24 protein-coding genes are annotated in these 17,226 nt (G+C 33.4%); 12 read left to right on the forward strand and 12 right to left on the reverse strand.

Annotated elements, in window-relative coordinates; all coding sequences use genetic code 11:
- Positions 1-62: 62 nt before the first annotated feature.
- Positions 63-998, forward strand: a complete 936-nt coding sequence (locus ACW9XA_RS07270; protein WP_457763687.1) for an ABC transporter ATP-binding protein — start codon at positions 63-65, stop codon at positions 996-998.
- Position 999: 1 nt separating this feature from the next.
- On the opposite strand, the gene ACW9XA_RS07275 is transcribed toward ACW9XA_RS07270, so the two are convergent.
- On the reverse strand, positions 1,000-1,284 hold the full coding sequence (locus ACW9XA_RS07275; RefSeq protein WP_457763688.1) for a hypothetical protein: 285 nt from the start codon (positions 1,282-1,284) through the stop codon (positions 1,000-1,002).
- Positions 1,285-1,408: 124 nt separating this feature from the next.
- Entirely contained in the window at positions 1,409-1,786 is a 378-nt protein-coding gene (locus ACW9XA_RS07280; RefSeq protein ID WP_457763689.1) for a hypothetical protein, read from the reverse strand.
- A gap of 89 nt (positions 1,787-1,875) precedes the next feature.
- On the opposite strand from ACW9XA_RS07280, the gene ACW9XA_RS07285 reads away from it, so the two are divergent.
- Positions 1,876-2,508, forward strand: coding sequence for a VTT domain-containing protein (locus ACW9XA_RS07285; protein WP_457763690.1), 633 nt, complete (start codon positions 1,876-1,878; stop codon positions 2,506-2,508).
- Here the strand turns inward: ACW9XA_RS07285 and ACW9XA_RS07290 are convergent.
- The 5 genes from ACW9XA_RS07290 to ACW9XA_RS07310 all read right to left on the reverse strand — a co-directional run bounded on the left by ACW9XA_RS07290 (position 2,505) and on the right by ACW9XA_RS07310 (position 7,189).
- Entirely contained in the window at positions 2,505-3,062 is a 558-nt protein-coding gene (locus ACW9XA_RS07290; protein ID WP_457763691.1) for a DNA-3-methyladenine glycosylase, read from the reverse strand. The two genes, ACW9XA_RS07285 and ACW9XA_RS07290, sit on opposite strands and share 4 nt — an antisense overlap.
- Entirely contained in the window at positions 3,046-3,639 is a 594-nt protein-coding gene (locus tag ACW9XA_RS07295; protein WP_457763692.1) for a uracil-DNA glycosylase, read from the reverse strand. The genes ACW9XA_RS07290 and ACW9XA_RS07295 overlap by 17 nt, the downstream gene beginning before the upstream one ends.
- Positions 3,640-3,641: 2 nt before the next feature.
- Positions 3,642-5,054: a TldD/PmbA family protein gene (locus ACW9XA_RS07300; RefSeq protein ID WP_457763693.1), complete on the reverse strand. Its 1,413-nt coding sequence runs from the start codon at positions 5,052-5,054 to the stop codon at positions 3,642-3,644.
- 36 nt (positions 5,055-5,090) lie between these two features.
- A complete protein-coding gene (locus ACW9XA_RS07305) occupies positions 5,091-5,234 on the reverse strand; it encodes a hypothetical protein (RefSeq protein WP_457763694.1) in 144 nt (47 codons plus the stop codon).
- A gap of 77 nt (positions 5,235-5,311) precedes the next feature.
- Positions 5,312-7,189, reverse strand: a complete 1,878-nt coding sequence (locus tag ACW9XA_RS07310) for a HAMP domain-containing sensor histidine kinase (RefSeq protein WP_457763695.1) — start codon at positions 7,187-7,189, stop codon at positions 5,312-5,314.
- A gap of 59 nt (positions 7,190-7,248) precedes the next feature.
- Between ACW9XA_RS07310 and ACW9XA_RS07315 the strand changes: the two genes are divergently transcribed.
- From ACW9XA_RS07315 to ACW9XA_RS07325, 3 genes are read left to right on the forward strand one after another with little or no spacing between them, the layout of a single operon-like run.
- Positions 7,249-7,605: a hypothetical protein gene (locus ACW9XA_RS07315; RefSeq protein WP_457763696.1), complete on the forward strand. Its 357-nt coding sequence runs from the start codon at positions 7,249-7,251 to the stop codon at positions 7,603-7,605.
- Positions 7,606-7,641: 36 nt separating this feature from the next.
- Positions 7,642-8,004, forward strand: a complete 363-nt coding sequence (locus ACW9XA_RS07320) for a response regulator (RefSeq protein ID WP_457763697.1) — start codon at positions 7,642-7,644, stop codon at positions 8,002-8,004.
- Between the two features lie 35 nt (positions 8,005-8,039).
- Positions 8,040-9,860, forward strand: coding sequence for an ATPase, T2SS/T4P/T4SS family (locus ACW9XA_RS07325; RefSeq protein WP_457763698.1), 1,821 nt, complete (start codon positions 8,040-8,042; stop codon positions 9,858-9,860).
- On the opposite strand, the gene ACW9XA_RS07330 is transcribed toward ACW9XA_RS07325, so the two are convergent.
- Positions 9,847-10,311 (reverse strand): metal-dependent transcriptional regulator, encoded by a 465-nt coding sequence (locus ACW9XA_RS07330; RefSeq protein ID WP_457763699.1) that lies wholly within the window; start codon positions 10,309-10,311, stop codon positions 9,847-9,849. The genes ACW9XA_RS07325 and ACW9XA_RS07330 overlap by 14 nt on opposite strands.
- Before the next feature lie 135 nt (positions 10,312-10,446).
- Here ACW9XA_RS07330 and ACW9XA_RS07335 point away from each other — a divergent pair, with 135 nt between their 5' ends.
- Entirely contained in the window at positions 10,447-10,797 is a 351-nt protein-coding gene (locus ACW9XA_RS07335; RefSeq protein ID WP_457763700.1) for a hypothetical protein, read from the forward strand.
- A 119-nt stretch (positions 10,798-10,916) separates the two neighbouring features.
- The gene (locus tag ACW9XA_RS07340) at positions 10,917-11,039 is read left to right on the forward strand and encodes a hypothetical protein (protein ID WP_457763701.1); all 123 of its coding nucleotides are present in this window, start codon (positions 10,917-10,919) and stop codon (positions 11,037-11,039) included.
- A gap of 253 nt (positions 11,040-11,292) precedes the next feature.
- Here ACW9XA_RS07340 and ACW9XA_RS07345 read toward each other — a convergent pair whose 3' ends face one another.
- The gene (locus ACW9XA_RS07345; RefSeq protein ID WP_457763702.1) at positions 11,293-11,544 is read right to left on the reverse strand and encodes a hypothetical protein; all 252 of its coding nucleotides are present in this window, start codon (positions 11,542-11,544) and stop codon (positions 11,293-11,295) included.
- Between the two features lie 130 nt (positions 11,545-11,674).
- Here ACW9XA_RS07345 and ACW9XA_RS07350 point away from each other — a divergent pair, with 130 nt between their 5' ends.
- From ACW9XA_RS07350 to ACW9XA_RS07360, 3 genes are read left to right on the forward strand one after another with little or no spacing between them, the layout of a single operon-like run.
- Positions 11,675-12,166, forward strand: coding sequence for a DUF192 domain-containing protein (locus tag ACW9XA_RS07350; RefSeq protein WP_457763703.1), 492 nt, complete (start codon positions 11,675-11,677; stop codon positions 12,164-12,166).
- Between the two features lie 40 nt (positions 12,167-12,206).
- Positions 12,207-12,827, forward strand: coding sequence for a hypothetical protein (locus ACW9XA_RS07355; RefSeq protein WP_457763704.1), 621 nt, complete (start codon positions 12,207-12,209; stop codon positions 12,825-12,827).
- Between the two features lie 39 nt (positions 12,828-12,866).
- Complete coding sequence (locus tag ACW9XA_RS07360; protein WP_457763705.1) at positions 12,867-13,628, forward strand: sulfite exporter TauE/SafE family protein; 762 nt, start codon at positions 12,867-12,869, stop codon at positions 13,626-13,628.
- A gap of 61 nt (positions 13,629-13,689) precedes the next feature.
- On the opposite strand, the gene ACW9XA_RS07365 is transcribed toward ACW9XA_RS07360, so the two are convergent.
- Positions 13,690-14,142, reverse strand: coding sequence for a hypothetical protein (locus tag ACW9XA_RS07365; protein ID WP_457763706.1), 453 nt, complete (start codon positions 14,140-14,142; stop codon positions 13,690-13,692).
- 2 nt (positions 14,143-14,144) lie between these two features.
- Positions 14,145-15,914 carry an SDR family NAD(P)-dependent oxidoreductase gene (locus ACW9XA_RS07370; RefSeq protein WP_457763707.1) on the reverse strand — a complete coding sequence of 590 codons (1,770 nt, stop codon included), beginning with the start codon at positions 15,912-15,914 and terminating at the stop codon, positions 14,145-14,147.
- A 95-nt stretch (positions 15,915-16,009) separates the two neighbouring features.
- On the opposite strand from ACW9XA_RS07370, the gene ACW9XA_RS07375 reads away from it, so the two are divergent.
- Together ACW9XA_RS07375 and ACW9XA_RS07380 are read left to right on the forward strand one after the other, a co-directional pair.
- Positions 16,010-16,246, forward strand: coding sequence for a hypothetical protein (locus ACW9XA_RS07375; RefSeq protein ID WP_457763708.1), 237 nt, complete (start codon positions 16,010-16,012; stop codon positions 16,244-16,246).
- Positions 16,247-16,248: 2 nt separating this feature from the next.
- Complete coding sequence (locus tag ACW9XA_RS07380) at positions 16,249-16,626, forward strand: hypothetical protein (protein ID WP_457763709.1); 378 nt, start codon at positions 16,249-16,251, stop codon at positions 16,624-16,626.
- Here the strand turns inward: ACW9XA_RS07380 and endA are convergent.
- Positions 16,623-17,159, reverse strand: coding sequence for a tRNA-intron lyase (gene endA / locus ACW9XA_RS07385; RefSeq protein ID WP_457763710.1), 537 nt, complete (start codon positions 17,157-17,159; stop codon positions 16,623-16,625). The two genes, ACW9XA_RS07380 and endA, sit on opposite strands and share 4 nt — an antisense overlap.
- Positions 17,160-17,226 lie beyond the last annotated feature (67 nt).

The following is a 17,226-nucleotide window of genomic DNA, read 5'->3' on the forward strand; positions in this document are numbered from 1 at the left end:
CGATAATGTTGTTTATATCCCTTAGTGCAAAATAAAAATTCAAGATTGGATCTAAGAACATTATGACACTTCTAAAAGTTGACGGATTATCATCTACATACTCATCATCAAAAGGACCAGTTTATGCTGTAGATGATGTTGATTTTGAGTTGAATTCCGGAGAATCAATTGGAATTGCTGGTGAAAGTGCATGCGGAAAAAGCACATTAGGCTTGTCCATAATTCGAATGCTTTCAGGTAATACTAGTGGAAAAATTATCTTTGATGGCAATTCTATTTTGGAGATGGATGAATCTAAATTTAATGATGAAATGAGATGGAAGAAAATTTCTATGGTATTTCAAGGTGCTATGAATTCATTGGATCCTGTATTTACAATAAACGAACAGTTTGTGGAGATTCTCAAACAGCACAAATTTGATGGCGATTCGAAGAAAATTATTTTGGATGCAATGAATTCTGTTTCTCTTGATGAGCATGTTTTGAAAAAATATCCTCATGAATTAAGTGGTGGAATGAAACAAAGAGTGGTTATTGCAATGGCTTTGCTTTTAAAACCAAAATTTGTAATTGCCGATGAGCCTACTACTGCATTGGATGTTTTAATCCAAGCTCAGATAATCAATTTATTAAAATCTCTAAAAAAAGATGGCATGTCTTTGATGCTAATTACGCACGATTTGGCAGTCTTATCTGAAATTGCTGATAAAATTGGCATAATGTACGGAGGACAGATGGTTGAATTTGGATCTTCAGAACAAATTTACAAAAACCCAAAACACCCTTACACCCAAGGTCTTTTGGAATCTATTCCCACATTAAGTGGCAACACTCCAAAATACATCAAAGGACTACCTCCAAGTTTGCTTGACATTCCAACACAGTGCAGATTTCTTGAAAGATGCCCACTAGCTGTTGAAAAATGCAAAGAACTACCACCTAAATTTAAAACTGAAACTGGCTATGTTAGATGTTGGTTATATGAAGAAGAAACATAACTTATTTTAGATATTCTTCGTCAATTTTTTTTAAATATGTCTCTTGTAATTCTGCAATTTCTCTTGCAGTAGTATTTCTGGAAATCATTTTAGCATATTCTACCAGGTCTTGATTTTCATGAGTTTTTCCAAACTCTTCGATTTTTTTATATGCTTCTTGTTCAAATTTCATAATGGCCCTTAATTCTTTGCTGATTTCTTTTGCATTCATTTTTTCATAATTCTTTGAATTTATTTTAAGACTTGTTTCATTGATTAATTTTTGAATCTCGTCTGATTCTTCCATGATTTTAGTTAGACTTACTCAAATATGTTAATTTTGTATTTTCTTTTTATGTTCAAGTATGTGTTTTAATCCGTCTGTCATGCTTAATGAATCCAAATCAATTTCACAATAAGGGCATTTCAATTTACTTTGAGAATTTTCTTACAATAGGCAAACATGAATCAATTATTCTTAGCATTTCAGATCTAATGACTTTTTTATCAATTGAAATCCATACTCTTGATTTTTTAATTGCAAATGAAATGGTTTGGACTTTCTTCCTTTCTTCCCAAACAAATTCAATTTCTCCCAAGTTTTTATCAAAGAATCCTTCCAAATCTGTCTTAATGGCAATATGTGAGAACTGATACTGTGTGTCTTTTTCATTTAAAAGTGGAATCAAATCCGGTCTTCTTTTGTATGCTAGTAGCTCTCCACTTTCTCCAATTACGCCTACAAATCTGATGTATGGGCTTATTCCTGCTATTGTATCACATATTTTTTCAAAATCTTTCTTTGACATTTGATAATGTTCTGAAAAGATGATATTTTAATGAATTGTATGATTTTTTTCTAGATTTAATTAAATAAAGCCTGAAAACAGTCTGATTTGTGGATTTTGTTGACTTGTTCCCCTTTGCACCTGATGTTGGATATTCCCTCCTGGCTCTAGTCAATTTCTTTGGTTCTTTGATACCTTTTGTACCTCTTCCTGGATTTTTACTTCTTGCAACAATGTCTGTTGGCAATCAATATGATCTACATATATTGGCATTAGTCTCTGCAATTACAGCAACTGTTGCAAAGCAAATAATTTTCTATGTCAGTTATGGTGGACGAAAAATAATCAATGAAAAAACTCGAAAGAGAATGCGCCCATTTGAAAGGTTGATCAAAAGATATGGTGCAGGCGCAGCATTTTTTGCTGCTGCAACTCCTATCCCAGATGATCTAGTCTATGTGCCTCTTGGATTGGCCAAATACAATCCTAAGAGATTCTTTATTGCAACATTGACTGGAAAAATTGTTCTAAGTTACTCTATTGTGTTTATCTCGCATCATTTGGGATTGTCTTTGGTGGAGCCATTCCTTGAAAATGTTGATGATGCAACACCTGTTTACATTGGCATGATTATTTTTGGTGTCATGATGACTTCTGTGATAATATTGCTTTTAAGATTGGATTGGGCAAAAATTCTTGGAAAGTTTGCTCCCTGGACTTTGGATGAAAACAACAAAGACTAGGTTTTCATTTTAAAATTCCACATCTTGTCAACTGCTTTACTGATTCCAATTCTTGGTGAGGCAATTACCTTCTTTGGCATTATCCCTTCGGTGATGTATAACTTTGATTTTTTTGTCAAATCTACTCCGTAATCTTCTTTAGTTATTGCAAGAGCTTGTGCTAGCTTTCCTGGACCGTTTGTAAGATTTCTTAAATTTGCATTTTTCCTATTTTTTTGCATAATGTTTATGCCTTTTTCAGGCTCGATTGCACGAATAAGCACTGCTCCTGCCTTTGTTTTTGGTGCTCGTGCCACTATATTGAAACAAAAATACATTCCATATGTAAAATACACATATGCTATTCCAACATCTTCAAACATCACTCTGTTTCTGTTTGTAACTTTTGTAAATGCATGACTTGCAGGATCATCTTTATGTCTATATGCTTCAGTCTCTGTAATTATTCCTGAAATTTCATTACTCCCTATTTTCCTGATAATTTTTTTCCCTAAAAGATTCTTTGCTACAGCAACGGTGTCTTTTGAATAAAATTCTCTAGGTAGTATAGTCAATATCTGTCTGAATTTCTTTGTTATTTTTTAACTCTGTGATTAAATCAAATAATTTTAAAATATCTTTGTTTAACACTTTGATTAATTCTTGATTGTAAATTGTAGCTGCTGGATGAACAGTTAGAAAATACAATTGTTTGTCTTTTAGAACAATCTTTCCCCTGAATTTTGTAATCTCTGATCCTCCTAAGAGTGAATTGAATGCTGTATTTCCCAAAATACAAATAATTTTGGGTTTTATGATGGATATTTCTTGTTTCAAATAATCTTGGCATGTTTCTCTTTCTGTTGAAGTTGGAACTCTGTTTTTTGGGGGTCTGCATTTTACAATGTTTGTAATGTATACATCTTCTCTTGACACACCTGCGGCTTCTAGTGCTGCTGACAATTTTTTCCCTGCAACTCCTATGAATGGTTCTCCGTTTTTATCTTCATTTCTTCCGGGTGCTTCTCCTACAAAGATTACACTTGACTTGAAATTTCCTTTCCCTGGAACTGAATTTGTTCTAGTTTTACATAGATCGCATTTTACACATTCAATAACATTTTGTTTGATAGATTGTAATTTTTGGTTCATTTTTAATTAACACTCTTTATTGTTGCAGTCCCTCTGATTGTTGGACCGCCATTACCCATTATCATTGATTGCATTGGATCTCCTTTTCCACAATTAGTAATTGGCCTTACAGTAAAATCATTACCACATGCATCAATTGACTCAAAAAATTCTGGCGCTGTGCCCATAACGATGACGTCTCTTAGCATGTCTGTGATTTCACCGTTCTCGATTTTTTGCGCATACTGGCATGATATGCTCCAGTTGTATCGTTTCATGTCTATGGAAGGAATTTTCATATTTGAAATCAAATATCCGTGCTTGACTCCTTTGATTATTTCATCCACGTCCCAATCTCCGTTACCTATGCATGTGCATGCCATGCGAATAAGTGGCATGAATCGATAATTTGTTGCCCTCATGTTGCCTGTGGGGTTTGAATTGAATATTTTTGACGTTTCTCTATTTTGCATGTGGTTTTTTAAAATTCCTTTCTCAACTAGGGTTGTTCTTTTAGTCTCTACTCCCTCGTCATCAAAATAGTACCACCCCAAACTCTCTTTGATAGTTGGGTCATCAAACACATTCAGGTTCTCTGATGCTATTTTTTCTCCTAGTTTGTTTTTCCACCATGCCCCTCCTGCCCATGCCATCTCTTTTCCTAAAACTCTGTCTGCTTCTGATGGATGTCCAAGTATTTCATGTGTGAGCAATGAAACAAAATCTGGGTTCATTACTAGAGTTGCTTTTTCTTCTTTTACTAGTTGTGCATTTGTCAATTGTGATGCTTTTATTGAAATCTCTTTTGCGCTGTGTTGGATTTTATTTTTGCTAGTTATTTGTTCTAGGCCCCCTCTTCCTCCTTCAGTTATGTTAATTGACTGTGTAATTCCTGATTCTTGAGCCACTGCAGTCATTTCTATTATTGTATCTGTAAAATTCTGTTCAATTTCTGATCCTTCTGTGTTTACAAAATATTTTGAATTGATTGTATATCGTGGATTAACAATAGACTTGATGATTTTTGGTGTATCTAAAATAATTTTATTGCCTTCTAGTCCTAAACTAATTATGTTTTCTAATGTGGGCTTTTTTAAAACTGGGTAATTAATTTTTGTTTTATTTGAAATATTTGGATAAAGGTCAATATTGTTTTTTGTGTTATTGGATATGTCTTTGACTGATTTTTCTATCTTTTCTTTGATTTGTTCAAATGATTCTGGGTTGGTAATTGAAAAAAATCTCCAGGTTCCATCCTTGATGATTCTTATTCCTATTCCTCTATCCTCATTTGTTCTAACGTATTCTATTTCATTATTCTCTATTAACACTGATTTCTGTTCCTGTTGCTCTGCCCTGGCGTCGCAATATTGAACTCCTAGTTTTTCTGAATATTTGACTGCCTTGTCTGCAAAATCTTGTAATCTTGAATCCACACCATCTAGAATTCTATGCGGTTCGTAAATCTTATGCTATCTATGACTTGAAATTGCAGGCATGGTGAAATAGTATTCATCCTCGAAATCATAGTCTGTAGTGCCTTTTTTACGTAAAAATTCAAAATATTTGGTACAATTATCGTAAAACTCTTTATTTTTAGCCGTGATTTCTTCCATACTTTGGTTTTCAAAATATCCATTTTGTTAAGAGTGTGAGTGATTTTAGTTCTGAAAGTATGTTTTCTTTAAGCAGATTATAGTGGTGTTCTGTTTTCAGCAGGATCTTCTTTTGGAATTGAGAATGAAAATGTAGCCCCTTGATTAGGAACACTATTGACCCATATTTTCCCATGATGGTTCTCTATAATCCCTTTACAAATGGCCAGTCCTAATCCACTGCCTCCTCCCTCTCTTGTTAGTGTCGCATCCACCTGATAGAATTTTTTGAACAGATCTTTTTGCTTATCTTGTGGTATTCCTTTTCCATTATCTTTAACATGAATTCTTACTTCTTTTTGATCATTTTCTATATTGATCTCAATCTTTCCTTTGTTAGGCTCTACTGAATTTAAGCTGTTTTTGATTAAATTTGTAATAACTTGTGTGATTCTTTCTGGATCATGTTCTACTTGAATATTTTCTCCTTCTGAAAAGATTTCTATGTTGTTTGAATCTGCTTCTGTCTTTAGTGATTTTATAGCTTTATCAATCGTGTCTCTAATTCCACTTTTTATTTTTGTCATTCTTAATTGCCCAAGTTCTAATTTTTGCGCATCAAGTAAATCTGAAATCATTGCAAGCAGTGTTTCAGAACTTGATTTGATGATGGTTACTCTTTCTTTTTGTTTGTCAGTTAATTTCCCCAAATGTTCACTAAGTAAAATATCTGAATATCCTTGAATTGGAACTAGCGGCGTTTTTAGTTCATGAGTGATCATTGCTAAAAATTCATCTTTTGCAATATCTGTTTTTTTTGCTGCTTCTTCTTTTTCTTTAATTGTGTTGGACATCATGTTGAAGTTCTCCACCAACTGTCCTACTTCGTCTGTGCCTGAATACTGAATCGTTTCTCCATATATCCCGTCTTTAATCTTTGAAATGGCTTGAGTTATTGATTCAAATGGTGCTAATGATTTTCTAATTAAAAATAGCACTAAAAAGAAAATTACTACATCTATGATTGAAATTATTTGAATAATCATTATTTCATTAGTTTGATGTTTTGTAAGTTCTATGTTCCAGCTTTGAAGAATATCGTCAATATCTGAGTAAAACACTTCTTTATTGGCAATCATGTCTTTTTTTGCTGAATTGAATTCTGGAGAAAGCAATGCACGTTCTTCTAAAATTGCTATCTTTGGTTGCATTGATTCCCATAGTGGATCAAGTTCTCGCAATGAATTGGATTTTTCTCTTGGCAATGGAATTAATTCTTCATGTTTTTCTCCGACACTTTCTACATCCAAATCCAAAGTGGATATTTGCAATATTTTCCTAATTCCTATTTCGAATTTTAGTCTCTTCTCTTTCAATTCTTCTTGGGCATTAGTATCTTCTCCAATTGAAATCAATAATGTCTGCTGTCCAATGATCTTACTGTATTCTGCTAGATCCTTTACAATTTCTTTATGTCTGGTGTAATCTCTATCCAAATTTTCTATTTCTTTGAAGAGATTGTTTGTTGTTAAAACTAAATCGTTATTTTTATTTAAAATATAGTTAATTGCATCTGAAGCTTCTTGATCAAAAACAGTTATCTCTTCAACTTGATTTGTAGAGTCTTTAAAATTTTTCCATGAGGTTGTTAATTTTTTATATTTTGAATTTAATGTTTGAGGACTTTTTTCTGCTGTTCGTCCATCTAGTAATCCACCGGTTCCTATGGTATTGATTGTTTTTTCAACTTTCTGAGCTTTCTGTTCTAGTATTTCTCTATCTTGTGTGTTTCCACTAGCTACTGATATTGCCGACGTTGCAATTATTTCAGAATTTACTTTTACATCTGCCAATTTTAGAATTGCAATTGATTGGTTTGTCTCTGTATCGCTGTCCTCATAAAATAAGAACAAGTTTACCCCTGCTGCAAAAATTAGTATTGTTACTAGCAAGTATGTCTTACTAATTAATTTCACAACTTGTTTTCTTTACCACAGAGTATAAAAATAATGGCACAAGTTCCCAATTATCTGACATGTCTGATGAATTCTTGGATGTTGCTAAAAGAGAGATAAATGAAGAAATTGATGCATTAAATGATCTTTTGGCTGGGTGTAAAAATGATCATGATGTTGTTATGATTGCTCCCCAATTACAGAATCATACTCACAAGATTATGGGGCTAGCTCCTATGATGGGCAAGGACCCTCTTGGAAAAGTTGCAAAATCCAGTGATTCTTTATTGAAAAAATTGGTTGATGTTAATGCTGAAGGTGTATTTTCTTTATTATCTGAAATCTTTCCTTTTATGATGTCATTGATGATTGAGCCTGAATCTGATTCTAAAAAAGTAAATGAAAAAATTTCAAAAATCGAGACTTTGTTATCTTAGTTAATCTTTTTAAAATGGCATTGAGTCTATTTTATCATGGCAAAGATTTTGATTGCTGATGACTCTGATGCAATTAGACTTGTTATGAAAGATATTCTCACTATTGGAGGTCATGAAGTGATTGGTGAATCCATTGACGGTGCGGAGTCTGTTGCAATGTACAAGGAGATAAAACCTGATTTGATTTTGTTAGATTTGGCAATGCCAAAAAAGGATGGATTGTGTGTTATTAAGGAAATAATTGCATTTGATTCTAAAGCTAAGATAATTCTCATTACTGCTAGTGATGATCAAAAAATTATCCAGGGATGTCTGGATAATGGCGCATCATCTTATATCTCAAAACCTTTTGATTTCAAACTTGTCTTAAAAGCAATTACTGATATTTTAGCAAAGTAATTTAGGCCATTGTAATAATTCTAGTTGATAAGGTCTTGACAAAAATTGTATCTGATACTAGCGTGATAATTAATGGTCAATTAATTGCACAAATTGAATCTGGTAGTATTAGAAATTCCGAAATTTTAATACCTCAAGCTGTTTTTGATGAACTTCAATCTCAGGCATCAAAAAATAAAGAGCAAGGATTCATTGGACTGGAAAGAATTCAAAAACTCAAGTCTTTATCTGGAAGTCATGGGCTGAATGTTGTTGTTAGTGGTTCTCATCCTTCATCTGATGACATAAAACTTGCCAGTAGTGGTAGAATTGATTCTTTGATTGTCGATATGGCTAAACAGAATGATGCTATATTGTACACTTCTGACAATGTTCAACATTTAGTTGCTCGTGCTGAAGGTGTTGAAACGGTATTTTTAAAATCAGAAATTAAAAATGAATCTTTGGAATTTTTAAAATTTTTTGATTCTGACACTATGAGTATACATCTTAAAGAAAATCAATATCCCTTAGGAAAAAAAGGCAAGCCTGGAGAATTTGTGTTGACGAAGATAAACGATGAGATTCTTTCAAAAGACTATTTGGAAATGATTTCATCTCAGATTTTGGATGTAGTTAATGTACATGATTCTAGTACGTTGGAGATTTCTAAAAATGGTGCTTCAGTAGTCCAACATGGAGATTATAGAATTGCAATTACATATCCTCCTTTCTCAGAATCTTTTGAGATTACAATCGTTCATCCTATTGTAAAATTATCCCTTGATGATTATACTATTTCTGAAAAATTAATGAAACGATTTTCTGATAGTGCAGAAGGTATTGTGATTTCAGGTGCTCCTGGGTCTGGAAAAAGTACACTTGCATCTGGCCTTGCAAATTTTTACCATAACAAAGGAAAAATCGTAAAAACATTTGAATCTCCACGTGACTTGCAAGTTGATCCTGGGATTACCCAATATAGTAAACTTGATGGAAGTTTTGATAACTCTGCAGATATTTTACTACTTGTAAGACCTGATTATACAATTTTTGATGAGGTAAGAAGAAAAGAAGACTTTGGAACTTTTGCTGATTTACGATTGACTGGAGTTGGCATGGTGGGTGTAATTCATGCAAATTCTCCATTAGATGCAATTCAACGGTTTATTGGAAAAATCGAACTTGGAATTATCCCAAATGTTTTGGATACTGTAGTTTTTGTAAAAGACGGTGGAATTCAAAAAGTATATGATTTGGAATTAAAGGTCAAAGTTCCAACTGGTATGACTGAATCTGATTTAGCAAGACCTGTAATTGAAATTAGGAATTTTGAAGATAATGTTTTGGAACATGAAATTTACACATTTGGTGAAGAAAATGTCATTGTTCCTGTAGGGAAAAAGGCTGATAAAGTTGGAATTGAAAAACTAGCTGAAGATAAAATCAAAGAAACATTCAAGCGATATGATCCACGTGCGGAAGTTGAAATTTTATCTGATAATAGAGTCAAAGTCATGGTTAATGAACAATACATTCCTGCAATAATTGGCAGAGGAGGCTCAAACATTAATGAAATTGAAAAATTACTTCGAGTCCATATTGACGTAGTTCAAAAATCATCTGATGAGATCTCGCTGACTTCTAATGATTTACCATTTAGTTTTTCTGAGTCAAAAACTGCATTACTGTTAACTGTCAATAGAGATTTCAGTTCAATGCATGCTGATATTTATGCAAATGAGAAATTTATTGCATCTGTAAGAATTGGGAAAAAAGGACAAATCAAAATACCAAAACGTTCTGATGTTGCACGCACTTTGATGGATTTTACAAGATCTCAAAACGATATCAAAATTTATCTTAAAGATTTTTAAAATTTTCAATGATCTTTGGATTTGCTTTCAAGAATGTAATGAATTTTCTCAACTGTTTGATTGTCTTGGGATTTAGGTGATGCTCAATTCCTTCGGTATCTTGATTTGCTGTATCATACCCTACTCCCAAAATCTCAAAGAATTCCAATAATATTCCGTGTTTTTGCCTAATTCCCTCTGCAATCTCTATTCCTTTTTCTGTTAGATTAATCCCGTGATATTTTTCATACTCTAGAAATCCATTCTCATCTAATCTCTGAAGCATTTTGGTAACACTTGGTGCACTGACATTCATATATCTTGAAATATCTAATGTTGTGGCATATCCTTTCAATTCAACTAATTCTGAAATTATTTCCAAATAATCCTCCATTCTTGTACTAGAGCGGGTTCTTTCTGACTGGTGTGCTGCTTTAATTGAATCCAACCTTTTGGAATTTTTAGATTTCATGTTGTCTTTGTATCTAAATTAAATCTATTATAATTGAGTGTCTTTTTGAGTAGAATTTAGTTACTCTTTGTTGACTTGAGTGTGACCGGAGTTGATCTTTGTTTCTTAACTATTTTCTTCTAAATCAAGGTTGGAATGGTTGACCCCTTAAAGGAACGTCTAGATAAATTAAAAAAATTCTCAGATTCTGCCAAACGAAGAGCAAATTTGTATGCTGAAGTAACTAATATGGATGACAAGCATACTGCTCGTTCATTAGGTGCTCTACAAAAAGCTCCTGCCCCTGGTAAAAAATTACAGAAAATTGGATTTCTGATGTTATGGATACCTGAACCAACTGGAGTTACTTGTGCTATTGGAGGACCGATGATTCTTGCAGGGCGGTATCTTGACAAAAAATACAATGGCTCTACTATACATGACATTGGGAATCAGACAAAAAATACAATGTCCTCAATTAGTGATTTTAAGAATTCAGTAATGTGATCTTAGAAGACCCTATTATGATATTTGATTCTAATCTTTTTGATTTTTTATTTCTCTAAATTTTAATGCCTACTAATTCAAAGCAAAATAATTATCAGTAAGAAGAATTGAAAGTTGTTATGAATCTGTTGGATTATTTAGTAAAACAAGATGATCAGACTTCAATGTCTATTCCTGAATGCGATAATATTGACACCGATGGAAAAAAAGATTATGACATTGCAAGTCTTGACTCTGATTAATTTAACACATGTTTAAAACAGGAAATAAAAATACTGCTAAAATAATTCCAATCCCCAACCGACAAATTTTCTATCCGGAACGTACGTGAAAATTAGTACAACAGCTTCATTGATTTGTATCACATTCTTTTTCAATTCTGTGTCCGCAAATACCGCATTCACAATGTATACTCATAGTCTCATTGCATGTTTTACAGATATAACTGATCTGTACTGTGAAATAATTTGGTAAGAATTTCTATAGTTTGTATTGTCAGTTTCGTATGGTGACTTGATTTCCAGTCGTATGGTTGACTCCTATGACCGCACCTGGATTGGATGTTATTATCATCAAAGTTTCACAAGATAGACATAAAGTTGATGGAACATAGTCTGCATATTTCTCAGACGGTCCAGTTGTAGCTAAAACTGCATCATCTTTAAGATCTGTTTTTTGGCAATTAATACAATAAGTTGGTTTTTGTGGTGTGTGCTTAATTTTGCTAATAAAATAATGGACCAACACAAAATCTATGCAGTTGGAGTTCTTAAATTGTCTGCTATGTGAGAATCTTTCAGTATTATTATTGACGTTTGAACGATTGTTGGGTATTAGGCGCTCTAACATATTTTAAAAGGATTAGAGTAGGCTGTCTATGACTACTCGTGCTCAGGCATTAATTCCTATAACAATAGCTGCTGTGATAATTGGAGTCATTGGGATACTTACTCTTCCTAGTGATAGTAAATTAGAATCTGTTGAATTTCCAAGAGGTACAATTTTGGTAGATGATATTGCACTTGAGGTACAAATTGCAGACTCTGAACCAAGACGTGTCCGTGGATTAATGTTCCAAGATCAACTGCCTTATGATCAAGGAATGATATTTGTATTTGATGAACCCGGACTGTATTCTCTTTGGATGTTAAACATGCAATTCCCTTTAGATATGATTTGGTTTGATCAATACGGGAACATTGTACATATTGAAAAAAATGTACCTCCTTGTAAAACTGCATTAGAAATAACTACATGTCAAAGTGTTGTTCCTGATAATGAGGCATTGTATGTTCTTGAAGTAACATCTGGATTTATTGATCAAAATAATATCACCAAAGATTCCAAGTTGACAATAATCTCAATTTAGTATTGCAAAACCTTATCTTTGAATAAAAAATTCACAGACTATGAACAAGTTAATCATAATTCCTGTTTTTATCATAACCATAATTGCAATTCTAACTTCGTTACTTCTCTATGACACACCCTCTGAATCAAAATCAATCTATGGCTCTGGGTTTACATATTATGATATTGAAAAAATTCAAGATTCTTTGACAGAACAAAATATTTTTGTATCTGCACCTGCCCCTATCACCGATCATACCATTAGTCAGTACTGTACATTTTTTGAAGATGGACTTCTACGAACTGTTGAATATTGCACCACTACTGCTGTATTAGATTCTGAAGGGACTCCTCTTGGAAACATCAACATCGGAGGTGACATACAATCACCCTTTATGGCAGTAGCTAATATTGAAACTAAAACTTTGAATTCTAATCCTGATGAGATCTCTGCAATATTTGAGACTATGATTAAAAATCTTGTTTGTGATTGCTGGGAAGAAGAATCTGTAGATTATCCGTCAATTACTGCGTGGTTGGAGGCTGCTCAGAAGTTTTATTCTGATTCCAATGGCCGAAACATCAAATCAAAAATTGATAATTTACATGGGCATCAAATAATATTGGAAATAACTTCCAAGGAAAATTCTGTTTTACAGACATTGGTCATCTTAAAGTAGTTTAATTATATAATAGACCATTTTCTGATTGACATTATCATGATTGATCAACTGTGGTTAATTCCTTTGGGGTTTGCTGCTGGGGTTTTAGGTTCAATGATTGGTCTTGGTGGTGGGATAATTGTTGTTCCTATTTTGACATTTCTAGGATTTCCCCCAACTGTTGCTGCAAGTAACAGTCTATTTGCTGCATTAAGCAATTCAGTTGCATCTACAATTTCTTATTCAAAACAAAGACGAATAGAATATTCTTTAGGTCTTAAACTTGGATTGTTGTCCATTCCAGGAACTGTTTTGGGTGCATTGTTTTCTACTAATGTCGCCCCAGATGTTTTTAAAATATTATTTGGATTTGTATTGATTGCATCTGCTGCATACATATTTTTGAGAAAAAAAATTGAAAGCAAAGAGAAAAAAACATCTAAGCAATTAATGATTTTTGCTATTGGCGCAAGCTTTTTTGCAGGAATTATTTCTTCATTTTTTGGCATCGGTGGTGGAATAATCTTTGTTCCTTTAATGGTGGCAGGTATGGGAATGGCTATGAAAAAAGCTGCTCCTACATCTCAAATGATCCTTTTGTTTGCATCTTTCTCCGGTGTTATTGTACATAGCTTGTTAGGCCATCCTGACTTTCTTCAATCTGGTTTGCTTGCATTTGGTTCTTTTATAGGAGGTTTAGTTGGAGCAAGACTATCACTTGATATCAAGGAACGCTATCTACAGATTCTTGTTTCACTTGTAATTCTAATTGCATCTGCAAAATTATTCTTTGACTCTTTATCTGGAATTTACTTTTAATTGTGACTAAACGGAGATAAAATACAGTTTGAAATGGCTGACTATTGTGTTTCTTTAACTTTTATCTTGGAGGTTCTTTCTTGATTCTATAGATATTTTTTTTTGAAATTAAAATAGTTTCATCATTCTGATTCGTTCCTTCATAATCGACAAAAATTTTACCGTACTCTTCGTCAATGTCTTCTTTTTGAGATACTGTAAATTTCAATTTCAATACTTCGTCTGTGTATAGTGGTCTAAGAAATCGTGTACTCCTATTTTCCCATTCGGGATCTCCGTTTGTTCCGATTAAAATAATATCATTGCCATAAATCTGACTTAATCTTGTAAATTCTCCCTCCATTCTTGACAGTGCTGCTCTTCCAGAAACTAACTGTTGCTCTCCCTTTCGTTTTTCTTCCAAAAATGCATTTTTTACTCTTGAAAATTTTAGGTACTCTTCTAACTCTTTATCTGAGATACTGCATGTAGAATAAAATGAATCCCCTACTCTAAACTCTGAAAATTTTTTCATTCTTATCTTGATTCATCAACACAAAAGACAATTTCTGCTGATGATAATGCATTGTCTGTTACTAGGAAATTAAATGCGTCTGCAATTTTTTGATTGTTTGGTTCTGAACCGTCTACTGTTCCTGGGAAAATTGTAAACATTCTGATTTTTGATTTTAGAACATCACTTAGTTCTTGATTAACCGTAGTTGTGAATGGTCTTAGTGCACCTCTGAAAACTTCTACTTGTGCTCTTTGTGTTCCTGTAACTTTCTTACCTATGGGCAAATCTGGACCAATTATCATAATAGATCCTCTGGCATCCTTGTAAAGGCGAGGATCTTTACTTCCTCCTGGGACAAATTGCTCTAATGCTCTTTGTGCAACAGTTGCTGGGGTTGAAATGAATTTCTCAGTTAATGATTCCCATTCTGTTCTTGTGACTTCTGTTAATTTTGGTATGTTTGGAAGATTTCCAGTTATATGAATCACGCCTAAAATGTCTCCTATGTTGGTTTTTGCAGTGTTTAACCATCTGGCAACTTCTTCTGGATTCTTCAAATCCACTATGTGGGAATGGAATTTGCTACTGATGTATTCCTGTAGTTCTGATGATGTTGTCTGTGAAATGAAACAAGCTACTTTTCCCCCGTTCTTCTCAACATGTTGTGCCAAAAACTCTACTCGCTCTGCGTCTGTCTTGTCTGTTGCATCAATTGTAAAAACAACTGCTTTTCCTGTAAAGTCTGGTTGATGAACTCCCGGTGTTGCAGTACCGATATGTGGTTTAACTGGATAAAATACTCTATCTCCCGGAATTACTTTGCCGTTAATTATTTTTGCAATTTCATCATCACATAAATTGAGAACAGTTTCTGCCACTTGTCCTTGTGAGAGAAATTCTTTATTTGCAATCATATGTGATGTGTTATTTTGAACTTTCTCTGCAATGATTTGTATTTTGTTTAGTAAATTAGTAAATGTCTCTGTAAGTTTTGAAACATCTTTGCCATTTGCAAGTTTTGCTGCTGCTGCTGCAATCCCTTCTTTGATGACCTTTTCATCTTCTCCTAATAATGGAAGCAACTCTTTATTTGCTTCATCCACTTCAGTTGGAATTAGGTCTTCAAATCCACTTACTCTCATAAACTCTGCTGCTGCTTTTGGATATACTGTTTTGTAAATTCTATCTGAATGAACTGGTCCCGGATTTGTTGCTATTGAAATTATTCCTTTATCTGTTAATTCCCAAGACATCAACTCTGCCAATCTGTTTTTTGCACCTTGTGATGCAGTATATGGACTTCTAAATCTATATGGTCTTTGTTCTAATGGTTTTTCTTCTGTGAAGAATGTGGAGATGGTGATAATTTTACCTCCTGGTTTCATGACTCTTAATGCTTGCACAGAACCCCAGAATGTGCCTGTGAGGTGAATGCCTATCGTGCTTTTGAATTCTTCTAGTGATGCATTTGAAAAACATGTAACAGGGCCTGAAACTCCTGCATTGTTAATTATGTAATCTATTGTTGTATTTTCATTTTTTAATGTGTCAAACATACTATTCATTGCTGCCTCATCTGCAACATCTACTCCTGCAAAAATTCTAACTGAAGCATTGCTGCCTTGGGGAATTTTCCCTTCTAGTTCTTTTGCTGCTTCTTCTAATGGTTCTTTTCTTCTTCCAAGAATAATTACGCTGGCCCCTTCCTCAATGAATTTTGTGGCGATGGCTTTGCCTATTCCAGTGCCGCTTCCTGTAACCAGAGCAATTTTATTTTGAAATTTTAACATTGGATAACGTACCAAAACTTCTGTGATATTTAATTCGATTGATCTCTGTCGTTTTTCTTGATATCTTTATTTGTGGGTATGATTCAAGATGAATAATGCATGATACAGAGTCAGACACATTTGTCTACCAATCATGGCCTGAAAAATTTGCTGATATGTTAAAAGAGATCGGTGTTGATTCCGAATCCAAAGAAATTGGAACTGATGAAGTTGAAAAAGATGATTACTATAGTCGATATTTTGCTCAAACACCTAGAATGGTAACTAATCGCGGATGTATTGATATCAAGAATTCAAATATTGATGTTGTACAAATAATTCAAAAGGGATAATCATGCAAGATCCAAATCCACTACCATGGGGCGCTTTAGATAGATTTCAAGCTCAATTCATAGTAAAAAAAGAAACTGGCCGTAATTACAATAACTATGTTGCAAAAACTAAACTTACTACAAAAGGCCATTTTGCCTCAAAATCTGTGACAAAGGTTGAATGGATTGGCTCTGGTAGTCTAGCATCAAAACTAAATGCTGATACAGAACTAAATGAAATGATAGCAAAACAATCTGTTAAAGATGCCACTATCTATGTTGAACCTACTGTAAAAGCAGTTAGAATTAGAAGTAAATGGGACAATCACATTGCTTTTGGAATTACAAAAGAGCTTTTTGAAATTTATGATAAAATAGCAGGCCACATAAAGTCTGTCTAAGCTTTCCACCAGTCTAACGCTAAAAAATCTACTTTGTCTTTGCCTTTTGGAATTGCTAAAATGAATTGCTTTTTTACTGATGATGCTAGTCTTCCTGCCAGAACAATTCCTGTAGAAGTGATTGGTTCGTTTCGTGTGTATACTTGGATTAAAAATGGCGCATGATCAATTCCTGGCCCTTTCTCATAAACTGCAAAGTCGCATCCAAATTTGATTCCTGGATTGATGATGTATCCTTTGTCTCTGAAATTTTTGTATACTAGATATTTTTTATCAAATTCATGAACTTCATTTTTACAAATTTCAACTAGTTGCTCTGTTGAAATTTTTTGTTTTGATTTTGTAATTGTGATTTTTTTATTTTCCAATAGATATAGTCCTTCTATAAGATCTAAAATTAACGGTGCATCTATTTCTTCAATTTTTGGTTTTGGAATTCCAATTGGTTTTCCATAATATCCTTGGCTGAAAAGTTTTCGTGAATTTTCAATATCCCATACTATGATTCTATTTTCAATTAGTTCACATTTCATTATAATTGGATGTAATTCTCTGTATATGAATTCTCTAATAAGATGAGGTATTTTTAGAAACTAAAAT

The sequence above is a fragment of the Candidatus Nitrosopumilus sp. bin_6a genome, assembly GCF_054095695.1.

Excerpts from the sequence above, each read along its gene's own strand:
- ACW9XA_RS07295 (WP_457763692.1), bottom strand. The coding sequence starts at position 3,639 with ATGAACCAAAAATTACAATCTATCAAACAAAATGTTATTGAATGTGTA.
- endA (WP_457763710.1), bottom strand. The coding sequence starts at position 17,159 with ATGAAATGTGAACTAATTGAAAATAGAATCATAGTATGGGATATTGAA.
- ACW9XA_RS07375 (WP_457763708.1), top strand. The coding sequence starts at position 16,010 with ATGCATGATACAGAGTCAGACACATTTGTCTACCAATCATGGCCTGAA.
- ACW9XA_RS07330 (WP_457763699.1), bottom strand. The coding sequence starts at position 10,311 with ATGAAATCTAAAAATTCCAAAAGGTTGGATTCAATTAAAGCAGCACAC.
- ACW9XA_RS07355 (WP_457763704.1), top strand. The coding sequence starts at position 12,207 with ATGAACAAGTTAATCATAATTCCTGTTTTTATCATAACCATAATTGCA.
- ACW9XA_RS07380 (WP_457763709.1), top strand. The coding sequence starts at position 16,249 with ATGCAAGATCCAAATCCACTACCATGGGGCGCTTTAGATAGATTTCAA.
- ACW9XA_RS07365 (WP_457763706.1), bottom strand. The coding sequence starts at position 14,142 with ATGAAAAAATTTTCAGAGTTTAGAGTAGGGGATTCATTTTATTCTACA.
- ACW9XA_RS07340 (WP_457763701.1), top strand. The coding sequence starts at position 10,917 with ATGAATCTGTTGGATTATTTAGTAAAACAAGATGATCAGACTTCAATG.
- ACW9XA_RS07315 (WP_457763696.1), top strand. The coding sequence starts at position 7,249 with ATGTCTGATGAATTCTTGGATGTTGCTAAAAGAGAGATAAATGAAGAA.
- ACW9XA_RS07370 (WP_457763707.1), bottom strand. The coding sequence starts at position 15,914 with ATGTTAAAATTTCAAAATAAAATTGCTCTGGTTACAGGAAGCGGCACT.
- ACW9XA_RS07270 (WP_457763687.1), top strand. The coding sequence starts at position 63 with ATGACACTTCTAAAAGTTGACGGATTATCATCTACATACTCATCATCA.
- ACW9XA_RS07280 (WP_457763689.1), bottom strand. The coding sequence starts at position 1,786 with ATGTCAAAGAAAGATTTTGAAAAAATATGTGATACAATAGCAGGAATA.
- ACW9XA_RS07360 (WP_457763705.1), top strand. The coding sequence starts at position 12,867 with ATGATTGATCAACTGTGGTTAATTCCTTTGGGGTTTGCTGCTGGGGTT.
- ACW9XA_RS07305 (WP_457763694.1), bottom strand. The coding sequence starts at position 5,234 with ATGGAAGAAATCACGGCTAAAAATAAAGAGTTTTACGATAATTGTACC.
- ACW9XA_RS07275 (WP_457763688.1), bottom strand. The coding sequence starts at position 1,284 with ATGGAAGAATCAGACGAGATTCAAAAATTAATCAATGAAACAAGTCTT.
- ACW9XA_RS07350 (WP_457763703.1), top strand. The coding sequence starts at position 11,675 with ATGACTACTCGTGCTCAGGCATTAATTCCTATAACAATAGCTGCTGTG.
- ACW9XA_RS07335 (WP_457763700.1), top strand. The coding sequence starts at position 10,447 with ATGGTTGACCCCTTAAAGGAACGTCTAGATAAATTAAAAAAATTCTCA.
- ACW9XA_RS07320 (WP_457763697.1), top strand. The coding sequence starts at position 7,642 with ATGGCAAAGATTTTGATTGCTGATGACTCTGATGCAATTAGACTTGTT.